13 protein-coding genes and 1 riboswitch are annotated in these 11,748 nt (G+C 67.6%); of the genes, 9 read left to right on the top strand and 4 right to left on the bottom strand.

Annotation, left to right across the window (positions count from 1 at the left end):
- Positions 1–33 precede the first annotated feature (33 nt).
- Entirely contained in the window at positions 34–2,019 is a 1,986-nt protein-coding gene (locus ACEN9N_RS24480; RefSeq protein WP_495654725.1) for a monovalent cation:proton antiporter family protein, read from the bottom strand.
- Between the two features lie 177 nt (positions 2,020–2,196).
- On the opposite strand from ACEN9N_RS24480, the gene ACEN9N_RS24475 reads away from it, so the two are divergent.
- From ACEN9N_RS24475 to ACEN9N_RS24460, 4 genes are read left to right on the top strand one after another with little or no spacing between them, the layout of a single operon-like run.
- Positions 2,197–3,198: a KpsF/GutQ family sugar-phosphate isomerase gene (locus ACEN9N_RS24475; RefSeq protein ID WP_413313654.1), complete on the top strand. Its 1,002-nt coding sequence runs from the start codon at positions 2,197–2,199 to the stop codon at positions 3,196–3,198.
- On the top strand, positions 3,198–3,746 hold the full coding sequence (locus ACEN9N_RS24470) for a KdsC family phosphatase (RefSeq protein WP_007834841.1): 549 nt from the start codon (positions 3,198–3,200) through the stop codon (positions 3,744–3,746). The genes ACEN9N_RS24475 and ACEN9N_RS24470 overlap by 1 nt, the downstream gene beginning before the upstream one ends.
- Complete coding sequence (gene lptC, locus ACEN9N_RS24465) at positions 3,743–4,393, top strand: LPS export ABC transporter periplasmic protein LptC (protein ID WP_007834842.1); 651 nt, start codon at positions 3,743–3,745, stop codon at positions 4,391–4,393. Before ACEN9N_RS24470 ends, lptC begins: the two co-directional genes overlap by 4 nt.
- Positions 4,394–5,176 carry an SDR family oxidoreductase gene (locus ACEN9N_RS24460; RefSeq protein WP_495654724.1) on the top strand — a complete coding sequence of 261 codons (783 nt, stop codon included), beginning with the start codon at positions 4,394–4,396 and terminating at the stop codon, positions 5,174–5,176.
- Positions 5,177–5,259: 83 nt separating this feature from the next.
- On the opposite strand, the gene rbp is transcribed toward ACEN9N_RS24460, so the two are convergent.
- The gene (rbp, locus tag ACEN9N_RS24455) at positions 5,260–5,805 is read right to left on the bottom strand and encodes an RNA-binding regulator (protein WP_495654723.1); all 546 of its coding nucleotides are present in this window, start codon (positions 5,803–5,805) and stop codon (positions 5,260–5,262) included.
- Between the two features lie 261 nt (positions 5,806–6,066).
- Positions 6,067–6,252: riboswitch (yybP-ykoY riboswitch) on the top strand.
- A 5-nt stretch (positions 6,253–6,257) separates the two neighbouring features.
- Here rbp and ACEN9N_RS24450 point away from each other — a divergent pair.
- From ACEN9N_RS24450 to ACEN9N_RS24435, 4 genes are all read left to right on the top strand, one after another.
- Positions 6,258–6,821: a TMEM165/GDT1 family protein gene (locus ACEN9N_RS24450; protein WP_007834845.1), complete on the top strand. Its 564-nt coding sequence runs from the start codon at positions 6,258–6,260 to the stop codon at positions 6,819–6,821.
- Between the two features lie 223 nt (positions 6,822–7,044).
- The gene (metX, locus tag ACEN9N_RS24445) at positions 7,045–8,208 is read left to right on the top strand and encodes a homoserine O-succinyltransferase MetX (RefSeq protein WP_042673612.1); all 1,164 of its coding nucleotides are present in this window, start codon (positions 7,045–7,047) and stop codon (positions 8,206–8,208) included.
- The gene (metW, locus tag ACEN9N_RS24440; protein WP_007834857.1) at positions 8,205–8,795 is read left to right on the top strand and encodes a methionine biosynthesis protein MetW; all 591 of its coding nucleotides are present in this window, start codon (positions 8,205–8,207) and stop codon (positions 8,793–8,795) included. Before metX ends, metW begins: the two co-directional genes overlap by 4 nt.
- Before the next feature lie 19 nt (positions 8,796–8,814).
- Complete coding sequence (locus ACEN9N_RS24435) at positions 8,815–9,402, top strand: IMPACT family protein (RefSeq protein WP_495654722.1); 588 nt, start codon at positions 8,815–8,817, stop codon at positions 9,400–9,402.
- Here ACEN9N_RS24435 and ACEN9N_RS24430 read toward each other — a convergent pair.
- Complete coding sequence (locus ACEN9N_RS24430) at positions 9,347–10,273, bottom strand: ion transporter (RefSeq protein ID WP_413313656.1); 927 nt, start codon at positions 10,271–10,273, stop codon at positions 9,347–9,349. The two genes, ACEN9N_RS24435 and ACEN9N_RS24430, sit on opposite strands and share 56 nt — an antisense overlap.
- A gap of 114 nt (positions 10,274–10,387) precedes the next feature.
- Between ACEN9N_RS24430 and ACEN9N_RS24425 the strand changes: the two genes are divergently transcribed.
- Positions 10,388–10,906 (top strand): bactofilin family protein, encoded by a 519-nt coding sequence (locus tag ACEN9N_RS24425; protein ID WP_007834862.1) that lies wholly within the window; start codon positions 10,388–10,390, stop codon positions 10,904–10,906.
- Here the strand turns inward: ACEN9N_RS24425 and ACEN9N_RS24420 are convergent.
- Positions 10,903–11,688, bottom strand: coding sequence for a DUF72 domain-containing protein (locus ACEN9N_RS24420; RefSeq protein WP_413313657.1), 786 nt, complete (start codon positions 11,686–11,688; stop codon positions 10,903–10,905). The two genes, ACEN9N_RS24425 and ACEN9N_RS24420, sit on opposite strands and share 4 nt — an antisense overlap.
- Between the last annotated feature and the right edge of the window lie 60 nt (positions 11,689–11,748).

The raw sequence follows: 11,748 nt of genomic DNA, 5'->3' as shown, positions 1-11,748 counted from the left end.
GAAGCGGGTTCCGCGGCGTTCCCGAACAAGAAACTAGCCTTTTTGCAGGCGGTCGATGGCGATCGCCAGCGCAGCCGGCTTGCCGGACAGCACCAGCGTATCGCCCTCCGACAGCACCGTGCCGTCGGCCAGCCGCGCGCGCTGGCCGTCGTGCCGGCGCAGGCTGGCCACACGCACGCCGAGCGTGGACAGCGCCAGCCGTTCCAGCGGCTGGCCCACCGCGCGCGCGCCGGCGTTGAGCGTGAAGCTGTTGAGGCGCTCGTGATCGAGTTCGTCGGCGTTGTCGTCGTCGGCGCCGTGGAAATAGCCGCGCAGCAGGTTGTAGCGGGCGTCGCGCTGATCCTGCACCACGCGGATCACGCGGCGCATCGGCACGCCGACCAGCGCCAGCGCATGGCTCGCGAGCATGAGCGAGCCTTCGATGGCCTCGGGTACCACTTCCGTCGCTCCGGCCGCCTGCAGTTTTTCCAGGTCGTGATCGTCCTGCGTGCGCACGATCACCGGCACGTGCGGCGCATGGGCGCGCGTGTTGGCCAGCACCTTCATCGCGCCGGGCACGTCGAGGTAGGTGACGACCACGGCACTCGCGCGCGCCAAGCCGGCCGCCATCAAGGCCTGCAGCCGCGCCGCATCGCCGAACACCACCGAGTCGCCGGCGGCGGCGGCCTGCCGCACGCGGTCGGGGTCGAGGTCGAGCGCCATGTACGGGATGCCCTCGCGTTCGAGGATGCGCGCCAGGTTCTGGCCGCAGCGCCCGTAGCCGCAGATGATCACGTGCTGCGCCGTGTTGATGGTCTTGCGCGCGATGGTCGTCATCTGCAGCGACTGCTGCAGCCAGTCGCTGGCCACGAGCTTTCGCACGATGGCGTTGCTGTACATGATGATGAACGGCGTCGTGAGCATCGACAGCACCATCGACGCCAGCACCGGGTTGGCCAGCCATGGCGGCAACAGGCTGCGCTCCTGCGCCAGCGTCAGCAGCACGAAGCCGAACTCGCCGGCCTGCGCCAGGTAGAGGCCGGTGCGCAGCGACACGCCCGAGGTGGCGCCCAGCACCCGCGCCAGCACCGTCACCAGCCCCAGCTTGAACGCCAGCGGCATCAGCAGCAGCACGGCCACCAGCAGCCAGCGTTCGACCACGATGTGCCAGTCGAGCGACATGCCCACGGTGATGAAGAACAGCCCCAGCAGCACGTCGTGGAAAGGACGGATGTCGGTCTCGACCTGGTGCTTGTATTCGGTCTCCGACACCAGCATGCCCGCGATGAAGGCGCCCAACGCCAGGCTCAGGCCGGCCAGTTCGGTGAGCCAGGCCAGGCCCAGCGTGATCAGCAGCACGTTCAGGATGAAGAGTTCTTCGCTGCGCCGCCGCGCCACCAGCGTGAGCCACCAGCGCATGATGCGCGGGCCGCCGTACAGCAGCACGCCGATCAGGAAGCTCGCCTTCAGCAGCGCGAAGCCCAGCGCCTTGGCCAGCGCCTCGGGCGGCGCGCCCAGTGCGGGAATCAGCACCAGCAGCGGCACCACGGCCAGGTCCTGGAACAGCAGCACGCCCATCACCCGCTTGCCGTGTTCGCTCTCGAGTTCGAGCCGCTCGGCCATCAGCTTGACCACGATGGCCGTGCTGCTCATGGTGAGCGCGCCCGACAGCGCCAGCGCGGTCTGCCAGCCGAGCCGCCACGACGGCGGCAGCCAGTGGGCAATCAGCAGCGCGCCGGCCGTGGCGATGGCCATCGTCAGCAGCACCTGCAGCAGGCCGAGGCCGAAAACGTGTTTTCGCATCGCGCGCAGCTTGGGCAGGCTGAACTCCAGCCCGATCACGAACATGAGGAACACCACGCCGAATTCGCCCAGGTGCTGGATGCCTTCGGTGTTCTGCGCCAGCGCGAAGGCATGCGGCCCGATCAGCACGCCGGCCGAGAGATAGCCCAGCATCGGCGGCAGCTTGAGGGAGCGGCACGCCACCACGCCGATCACCGCGGCGAGGAGATACAACAGCGTGAGATCGAACGAAGACATAGGCGGCGATGCTAGAGCAAGACCCGTGCGCAGCGCGTCGGGGAGGACACGCAGTGCCGAGCGTGGGGGCAACGAGCGCCGCCGGGCCGCCCCAAGGCGCGAGCGCCCCCTCGGGGGGGCAGCGAGGACACGCAGTGCCGGGCGTGGGGGCAACCCTCCGACCCGTAAAATCCGGCAATGAGCTCCCGTCCCGTCCCGGCCCCCGTGGTCGACCCCGAAGCCATCCTCGCTCGGGCACGTCTCACCTTCGACATCGAAGCCGAAGCCGTCACCGGTCTGAAGACCCGCGTCGGCCCGAGCTTCGTCGAGGCCGTGCGCAAGATCCTCGAAGTGCGCGGCCGCGTGGTCGTGATGGGCATGGGCAAGAGCGGCCACGTCGGTCGCAAGATCGCCGCCACCCTCGCCTCCACCGGCACGCCCGCGATGTTCGTGCACCCGGCCGAGGCCAGCCACGGCGACCTTGGCATGATCAAGGCCGTCGACCTGGTGCTCGCCATTTCCAACAGCGGCGAGGTCGAAGAACTCACCGTCATCCTGCCGGTCGTCAAGCGCCAGGGCGTGCCCCTGATCGCCATGACCGGCCGCCCTGAATCCACCCTCGCGCGCCATGCCGACATCGTGATCGACGCCGGCGTGTCCAAGGAGGCCTGTCCGCTCAACCTCGCCCCCACCGCGAGCACCACCGCCCAGATGGCGATGGGCGACGCGCTGGCCGTGGCGCTGCTCGACGCGCGCGGCTTCGGTTCGGAAGACTTCGCGCGCTCGCACCCGGGCGGCGCGCTCGGGCGCAAGCTGCTCACCCACGTGAGCGACGTCATGCGCTCCGACGACGATGTGCCGCGCGTGGCACCCGACGCTGGCATCGGCGAGCTGATGCGCGCCATGAGCAACAAGGGCTTCGGCGCCGCGGCGGTGGTCGCGCCCGACGGCCGCGCGCTCGGCATCTTCACCGACGGCGACCTGCGCCGCCTGATCGAAGCCGGTGCCGACCTGCGCAGCCCCAAGGCGGCCGAAGTGATGCACCACAACCCGCGCACCATCCGCGTCGACGCGCTGGCGGTGGAGGCGGCCGAGCTCATGGAGCAGTGCGGCATCACCCGCCTGTTCGTGATCGACGGCGAGGGCGTGATCGTCGGCGCCATCAATACCAATGACCTGATGCGCGCGAAGGTCATCTGATGCCGCTCGAGTTCCAGGCCGAGACATTGCTCGCCGCGCAGGACGTGCGCATCGTCTTCTTCGACATCGACGGCGTGCTGACCGACGGCGGCGTGTACTTCACCGAGCACGGCGAGACGCTCAAGCGCTTCAGCATCCTCGACGGCTACGGCCTGAAGCTGCTGCGCAAGGCGGGCATCGTGCCGGCCGTGATCACGGGACGCGACTCCAAGCCGCTGCGCGTGCGGCTCGAGGCGCTGGGCATCGAGCACGTGCGCTACGGCACCGAAGACAAGCTGCCCGCCGCGCAGGCCATGCTCGACCAGCTCGGCTTCACCTGGGCGCAGGCCGCGGCCATCGGCGACGACTGGCCCGACCTGCCGGTGCTCCTGCGCGTGGGCTTCGCCGCGGCGCCGGCCAATGCCCACGCGGAAGTGCGCGGCATCGCGCGCTACGTCACCCGCGCGCGGGGCGGCGAAGGCGCGGCGCGCGAGTTCTGCGACCTGCTGCTCACGGCCTGTGGCCAGTACCGCGTCATGCTCGACGCAGCCCGGGGCCCGAATACATGAACAATGTCAAACGCGCATGGGGCATGGTGCGCGACGTCCTCGACCGCGCCACGATCTACCTGCCGATCATCCTGACGGCGGCCGTCGCGCTCGGCACCTACTGGCTGGTGCGCAACGCGCCCAAGCTGCTGGAGCCCACGGCCAAGGCCGCGCCCACGCACGAGCCCGACTACTTCATGCGCGATTTCGTCATCAAGAACTTCCTGCCCAACGGCGACCTGCGCAGCGAACTGCATGGCACCGAAGGCCGGCACTACCCGGACTCGGACACCATGGAGGTCGACAAGGTGCGCATGCGAACGGTGTCGCCCGAAGGCCTCGTGACGCGCGCAACGGCCGACCGGGGCGTGTCGAACTCCGACGGCAGCGAGATCCAGCTGTTCGGCAATGCGATCGTCATCCGCGATCCGTCCGTGGGGCCCGGTGGCAAGCCTGCGCCGCGCCTCGAGTTCCGTGGCGACTTCCTGCACGCCTACGTCGACACCGAGCGCGTCACGTCGAACAAGCCGGTCACGCTGATTCGCGGCACCGACCAGTTCACCGGCGACACGCTCGACTACGACAACCTGAGCGGCGTGGCGAATCTGAACGGCCGGGTGCGCGGTGTGCTGATTCCTTCGGCGGCCGCTCCTTCAGGGAAGCGCTGAATGACTCCATCCCCGCTTGTCTTCATCACCGGCGCCTCGAGCGGCATCGGCCAGGCGCTGGCTGCGAGCTTCTACGATGCGGGCTACCGCCTGGCGCTGGTCGCCCGGCGCACGGGCGAGATCGAATCGTGGGCTGCGGCGCGCCAGCTGAGCGCAGACCGCTACCGGATCTACAGTGCCGACGTGGCGCAGACCGACAGCGTCGTCGCTGCCGGCAATGCCTGCATCGCGCAACAGGGGCTGCCCGACGTGGTGATCGCCAATGCGGGCATCAGTGTCGGCATCGACACGGCCGAGCGTTCCGACCTCGACGTGCTGGCGCAGACCTTCGCCACCAACAACGTCGGCCTGGCCGCCACCTTCCATCCATTCGTGCGCGCGATGGTGCAACGCGGCAGCGGGCGGCTGGTGGGCATCGGCAGCGTGGCGTCCATCCGCGGGTTGCCGGGGCACGGCGCGTACTGCGCCAGCAAGGCCGGCGTGGTGGCGTACTGCGAGAGCCTGCGCGGCGAGCTGCACGGCAGCGGCGTCAAGGTCGTCACCCTGTGCCCGGGCTACATCGATACGCCGCTGACGCAGGGCAACCGCTACGGCATGCCCTTCCTCATGAAGGCCGAGGATTTCGCCGCCCAGGCGCTGCGCGCCATCGAGGCCGGTACGAGCTATCGCGTGATCCCGTGGCAGATGGGCGTGGTTGCCAAGATCATGCGCATGCTGCCCAACGCCGTGCTGGACCGGGCGGTGCAGGGGCGCGCGCGCAAGAAGCGCAGCGGCGAGGCCTGACGAGCCGCGCGTGCCGAGCGATCGGCCAATGAAAAAGGCTCCCAAGGGAGCCTTTTGTCTGTGTGCGCCTTGCAGTGCAGGGCTCAGTAGCCGCTGTTGCCGCCGCCGTAGCCGCCACCGCCGCCGCCGGAACGGCCACCGCCGCCACCGCCACGGGGGCCGGCGCCGTAGGGGCTGCGGAAACCGCCATCGCCACCACCACCGCCGCCGCCGCTGCGGCCACCACCACCGCCGTAGCCGCCGCCACCGCCGCCGCCGCTGCGGCCACCACCACCGCCGTAGCCGCCGCCACCGCCGCCGTAGCCACCGCCACCACCGCCGCCATAACCACCACCGCCGCCGCCGTAACCGCCGCCACCACCGCTGCGCGGGGGGCGTGCTTCCATCGGACGTGCTTCATTGACGACGACGCTGCGGCCGCCCAGGGGCTGGCCGTTCATGCCGTTGATGGCGGCTTGTGCTTCTGCGTCACTGCCCATCTCGACGAAGCCGAAGCCCTTCGAGCGGCCCGTGTCGCGTTCCATCATGACCTTGGCGCTGGTCACTGCGCCGAACTGCCCGAAGGCCTGTTCGAGATCTCCGTCGCGCACCGAGTAAGGCAGGTTGCCGACGTACAGTTTGTTGCCCATCAAGGGACTCCTATAAACACATCAAGAAAAGCGATGGAGTCCCGGAAAGCATCACTCAAACGAGAGCCGTCGAGCCGCGCGAAACTGACCGATCACCGAACTTGCCCCCCGACCAAAATGAAGAGGGAGGCTCGTGCATTATGGGTGAAATAGCCGAAATGCAAGCAGGAATTTGCGTCTTGAGGTAGCACCCGTCAAAACCTCTGGAAGCTGGCGCCTACTTGCGGAGCGGGGCGAGGTCCTTGGTGCTACATGTAGAATCCGCCCGTCATTGGGGAGTAGCCGCCTTCCGATTTGCGAGAGGGGCCCGCGTCAACAGACTTGTCCTGCCCCACAGGACATGGCGCGTGCAGTGAACACACCTGGCGAGACCTTTGACCGTGCAACTTCGGGAATATGGCCGAAGGTGTTGCACGGTCAATTGCGTCCTTCGGCCCAAGGAACCCCTCATCATGGAAGCTTTTCTGGTTGCAACCGGCGTGGTTGCGCTCGCCGAAATGGGCGACAAGACCCAACTCCTGGCCCTCCTGCTCGCAGCCCGCTTCAGGAAACCCTGGCCGATCGTCCTCGGCATCTTCGCCGCCACCCTCATCAACCACGCGCTTGCCGGCGCGGTCGGCAACTACATCACGCGCTGGCTTGGGCCTGATGTGCTGCGCTGGATCCTGGGCGGCTCGTTCATCGCGATGGCCGCGTGGATGCTGATTCCAGACAAGCTCGACGACGATGACGCCCCGGGCGCGTCGAAGTTCGGGGTCTTCGGCACCACCGTGATCGCGTTCTTCCTCGCCGAGATGGGCGACAAGACCCAGATCGCCACCGTCATGCTCGCCGCCCGCTTCACGCACGACTATTTCTGGGTGGTGGCGGGCACCACGCTGGGCATGATGCTGGCCAACGCGCCGGTGGTATGGCTCGGCGAGAAGATCGTGCGGCGCGTGCCGATCAAGCTCGTGCACGGCATCTCGGCCGCGATCTTCCTGGTGCTGGGCATCATCATGATCATCGGCTGGTAAGAAAAAGGCAGGGGGCCCTTCCAGAAACACCGCGGAACCGGCTTTGCCGGGCCGCAGGTGTTGCCCCCGAAGGGGGTTGGCGAAGCGACACGAAGTGCGCGCAGCCTGGGGGATATACTTGTCCAGCGCCGATTTGCTTCAGCTTGCGGGCGCTTTATAAATCCAGCTAAAGACAGGCGCGGCAGACCCGGCTCGTTTTTGGCGAGGCCGGGTTTTTTCATTCATGTCGTCGTCACCATCCTTGGTCGTCACCTCGCAGTCGATGCAGTTCGCAGGCCCCCTGGCCCTGCGCAGCGGCGCGTCGATCAGCGACTACACGCTCGCCTACGAAACCTACGGCACCCTGAACGCCGAGCGCAGCAATGCGGTGCTGGTCTGCCACGCGCTCAATGCGTCGCACCACGTCGCGGGCGTCTACGAAGGCCAGGCCCGTTCCGAAGGCTGGTGGGACAACATGGTCGGTCCCGGCAAGCCCGTCGACACCGATCGCTTCTTCGTCATCGGCGTGAACAACCTCGGCTCCTGCTTCGGCTCGACCGGACCGATGCACGCCAACCCCGCCACGGGCCGCGTCTACGGCGCCGACTTCCCGGTGGTCACGGTCGAGGACTGGGTGGACGCCCAGGCCGTGCTGCTCGACGCGCTCGGCATCCGCACGCTCGCGGCTGTGATGGGCGGCAGCCTCGGCGGCATGCAGGCGCTCTCGTGGACGCTGCAGTATCCCGACCGCGTGCGCCACGCCGTCGTCGTGGCGAGCGCGCCCAACCTCACGGCCGAGAACATCGCCTTCAACGAGGTTGCGCGCCGCGCGATCGTCACCGACCCCGATTTCCACGGCGGCCACTTCTACGAACACGGCGTGATCCCCAAGCGCGGCCTGCGCATCGCGCGGATGATCGGCCACATCACCTATCTCAGCGACGACGTGATGAACGCCAAGTTCGGCCGCATCCTGCGCAGCGCCGTGGAGGGCGAGGCCGCGGGGCTCGACTACCGCTACTCCACGCAGGACGTCGAGTTCCAGATCGAAAGCTACCTGCGCTACCAGGGCGACAAGTTCAGCGAGTACTTCGACGCCAACACCTACCTGCTGATCACCCGCGCGCTCGACTACTTCGACCCCGCACGCAGCCACGGCGGCAAGCTCAGCACCGCGCTGGCCCAGGCCACCGCCCAGTTCCTGCTCGTGAGCTTCAAGACCGACTGGCGCTTCTCGCCCGCGCGCAGCCGCGAACTGGTGAAGGCGCTGCTCGACAACCGCCGCAACGTCAGCTACGCCGAGATCGATGCGCCGCACGGCCACGACGCCTTCCTGCTCGACGACGTGCGCTACATGGGCGTGGTGCGCTCCTACTTCGAGCGCGTCGCCAAGGAGTTCCTGCAATGAGCGACCTCGAGCATCAACGATTGATCGCCGAGCTGGTGCCGCGAGGCGCGCGGGTGCTCGACCTGGGCTGCGGCGACGGCGCCCTGCTCGACCTGCTGCAGCGCGAGCGCGGCTGTACCGGCTACGGCGTGGAGATCGCCGACGGCAACGTGCTGCAGTGCATTCGCCGCGGCGTCGACGTGATCCAGCTCAACCTCGACGAAGGCCTCGCGATGTTCGACGACGCCTCCTTCGACGTGGTGCTTCAGATCGACACTCTGCAGCACCTGCGCAATGCCGAGGTGATGCTGCGCGAGACCGCGCGCGTGGGCCGCATCGGCGTCGTCGCCTTTCCCAACTTCGCGCACTGGCCCAACCGCCTGAGCGTGGCGCGCGGCCGCATGCCGGTGACGCGCCGCCTGCCCTACCAGTGGTACGACACGCCCAATATCCGCGTCGGCACCTTCAAGGACTTCGAGGTGCTGGCCGGCAAGAACAACCTGCGCGTGCTCGACGCCTTCGGCCTGCAGAACGGGCGCGACGTGCGCTGGCTGCCCAACGCGCGCGCCAGCACGGCGGTCTTCAAGTTCGAGCGCGGCGGCGGCTGAACGCCACGAAGAACGCCGGATGAGCTTCACGCTTGCACAGCCGGTCCACAGCGAGCTGCTCATCAAGAAAAGCCGCTTCATCGGCTGCGTGCAGCCGGTGGCCGACCGAGCGGCCGCGCTGGCCGTGGTTGCCTCGCTGCGCGCCGAACACCCCGCGGCCGCACATGTGTGCTGGGCCCTGATGGCCGGCGGCCAGTCGGCCGCGAACGACGACGGCGAACCCGGCGGCACGGCCGGCCGACCGATGCTGGAGGTGTTGCACCACCAGCAGGTCGAAGGCGCGCTCGCGACCGTGGTGCGCTACTTCGGCGGCGTGAAGCTCGGCGCGGGCGGTCTCGTGCGGGCCTACACCGACGCGGTTGCACAGGCCCTGCTCGGCGCCACGCTCGTGCCGTTGCTGCGCCAGCGCAGCCTGCGCTGCGCCGTGCCCTATGCGCTCGAAGGACTCGTGCGGCGCGAACTCGCCGCGGCCGGGGCGGTGCTCGACGGCGTGCAGCATGGCGACGACGTCGCCTTCGCCTTCTCGCTCCCCGAGCCCGATGCCGATGCCTTCATCGCCCGCCTCGGCGATGCTGCGCAAGGGCGCGTCGTCTGGCCGCAGGCGTAACGCGCTTCGGCGGCACGCTGAGCGGCGCCGTCATCGCGAGGATGCCGCGCGGCGCCAATGGCATTGCTTCGTCATCGGGTCCGCGCCGCGCCATCTCCGCGGTCACGATGCCGGTCGGTACCGCGAGCACGCCCCAGCCCAGCAGCATCATGACGGAGGCGATCGCGCGGCCCAGGTCGGTCTTGGGCACGAGGTCGCCGAAGCCCACCGTGGCCATCGTCGAGATGGCCCAGTAGATCGCCACCGGGATGCTGGTGAAGCCATGCACCGGCCCTTCGACCACGTACATCAGTGTGCCCATCACCAGCACCACCAGCATCACGAAGCCGACGAACACGGTGATCTTGCGCCGGCTCGATGCCACCGCCGACACCAGTGCGCGGTACTCCACCGAGTAGCGCGACAGCTTGAAGATGCGGAACACGCGCAACAGCCGCAGGATGCGCACGTCGATCAGGTAGGCCATCTCGGGCGCGAAGGCCACGAGAAAAGTCGGCAGCAGCGCCAGCAGGTCGATCACGCCGTAGAAGCTCGTTGCATAGCGCAGCGGCTTGTTCACGCAGCTCAGCCGCGCGAGGTACTCCAGCGTGAAGAGAATGGTGAACACCCACTCGAGCACATTGAACAGCGGCCGCCACTGCTCTCGGATCGGCTGCACGCTGTCGAGGATCACCACCAGCACGCTGGTCACGATCACCGCGATCAGCGCCAGGTCGAACATCAGCCCGGCGCGCGTGTCGGCCTCGAAGATCACCGTGAAGAGCGTGCGCCGCCAGCCGTGCGTGGGCTTGTCGAAGCGTGAATCGGTGGCGGACGACATGGCGCGCGAGGTGTGCGCGGCGGAGAGGTTGTCGGTGTTCGAGCGGCTCATGGCGCCACATTGTCATGTCCATGGCCGACTTATTCGGTTACGCTTATTGCGCAATGAAGTGCCGCAGGCCGTGAGCGCGTTCTTACGATAGTCCCTTTCTTGAGGAGCTCCCCCTTGGCTACACAGTCCCCCTTCTTCGGCAAGCGTGATCGTGACACCGATTCGTTGACATCGCGCCCTGCACCGCTCGTCGGTTCGGGCACCAATCTCTCCGGAACCCCCGTCAATCCCTCGTCGCTGACCGCACAGCAAGGCGGCCTGAACGCGGCCGCCGCACCTGCCGCCAAGGAAGGCGGCAGCAAGCTCACCGTCGGCCCGAACATCAAGCTCAAGGGCGTCGAGATCACCGATTGCGACACGCTCGTGGTCGAAGGCCTCGTCGAGGCCACCATGGACTCGCGCCTGATGCAGATCGCCGAGCAGGGCGAGTTCAAGGGCTCGGCCGAGATCGATATCGCCGAAATCCGCGGCGTGTTCGACGGCAGCCTCACGGTGCGCGAAAAGCTCGTGATCCACTCGACCGGCAAGGTCACCGGCAAGATCCGCTACGGCAAGATCGTGATCGAAGAAGGCGGCCAGCTGTCGGGCGAGATCAGCTTCGGCGCCAAGCCGTCGCTGCACGCGGCGGCTTAAGCCTCCACCACGGGAGGCTTCCATCCCAGGCGCTCCAGCAAGGCACCGGCCGCGGCCGGTGCCTTTTCTTTGGCGCCGTTGATGAAGTAGACGAACACGTCGCGCTTCCTGGGCGACTCGGCCCAGCCCTGCGCGCGTGCGGCCCAGGTGTCGAGCGCCTTGGGGGCGTAGCCGGTCTTGAGCTCGGCGTCGGCCATCATGAGCCGTGCGTAGGCGACATCGCCCTCGGGCTCCTCGAACGATGGAAACTTGTCGGCGTCCGTGAACACGGTCGAGACCTTGTGCTTCTTCGCGAGTGCCTTGTAGGCGGGCACGATGAAGCTTTCGTGCCGCACGTCCATCACGTGCCGCAGCACGCGGCTGCCCTCCTTCTTGGGCAGCAGCTCTAGAAAAGCCTCGAAGTCTTCCGCATCGAACTGCTTGGTCGGCATGAACTGCCACACGATCGGTCCGAGCTTGTCGCCGAGTTCGCTCACGCCGCTGTCGATGAAGCGCTTGATCGAGTCTCCCGCGGTGGCAAGCACCTTGCGATTGGTGGTGAAGCGCGAGGCCTTCATCGAGAACACGAAGCCTTCGGGCGCTTCGTCGTGCCACTTGCGGAAAGTATCAGGCTTGAAGGTGCTGTAGTAGGTGCCGTTGATCTCGATGGCGCTGACCTGTCGGCTTGCGTAGTTCAACTCCTTCGCGTGCGCGAGGCCCTTGGGATAGAAGTTATCGCGCCAGGGTTCGTAGGTCCAGCCTCCTATGCCCACCTTGATCCGAGTCGATGCTGCCTTGCTCACATTGCGCTCCGGGTTGAGATCGCCCGCACTCTACGCGGGCTCGCCGCCGGGCGCAAAATG

This window comes from Variovorax sp. Varisp46 (assembly GCF_059491885.1).
This window is presented reverse-complemented; position numbering and strand designations above follow the sequence as displayed.

What these genes read in the sequence shown, in the direction of transcription:
- ACEN9N_RS24450 (WP_007834845.1), top strand. Translation starts at nt 6,258, where the DNA reads ATGGAAGCTTTTCTGGTTGCAACCGGCGTGGTTGCGCTCGCCGAAATG.
- metX (WP_042673612.1), top strand. Translation starts at nt 7,045, where the DNA reads ATGTCGTCGTCACCATCCTTGGTCGTCACCTCGCAGTCGATGCAGTTC.
- lptC (WP_007834842.1), top strand. Translation starts at nt 3,743, where the DNA reads ATGAACAATGTCAAACGCGCATGGGGCATGGTGCGCGACGTCCTCGAC.
- ACEN9N_RS24470 (WP_007834841.1), top strand. Translation starts at nt 3,198, where the DNA reads ATGCCGCTCGAGTTCCAGGCCGAGACATTGCTCGCCGCGCAGGACGTG.
- ACEN9N_RS24475 (WP_413313654.1), top strand. Translation starts at nt 2,197, where the DNA reads ATGAGCTCCCGTCCCGTCCCGGCCCCCGTGGTCGACCCCGAAGCCATC.
- metW (WP_007834857.1), top strand. Translation starts at nt 8,205, where the DNA reads ATGAGCGACCTCGAGCATCAACGATTGATCGCCGAGCTGGTGCCGCGA.
- ACEN9N_RS24460 (WP_495654724.1), top strand. Translation starts at nt 4,394, where the DNA reads ATGACTCCATCCCCGCTTGTCTTCATCACCGGCGCCTCGAGCGGCATC.
- ACEN9N_RS24430 (WP_413313656.1), bottom strand. Translation starts at nt 10,273, where the DNA reads ATGAGCCGCTCGAACACCGACAACCTCTCCGCCGCGCACACCTCGCGC.
- ACEN9N_RS24480 (WP_495654725.1), bottom strand. Translation starts at nt 2,019, where the DNA reads ATGTCTTCGTTCGATCTCACGCTGTTGTATCTCCTCGCCGCGGTGATC.
- rbp (WP_495654723.1), bottom strand. Translation starts at nt 5,805, where the DNA reads ATGGGCAACAAACTGTACGTCGGCAACCTGCCTTACTCGGTGCGCGAC.
- ACEN9N_RS24435 (WP_495654722.1), top strand. Translation starts at nt 8,815, where the DNA reads ATGAGCTTCACGCTTGCACAGCCGGTCCACAGCGAGCTGCTCATCAAG.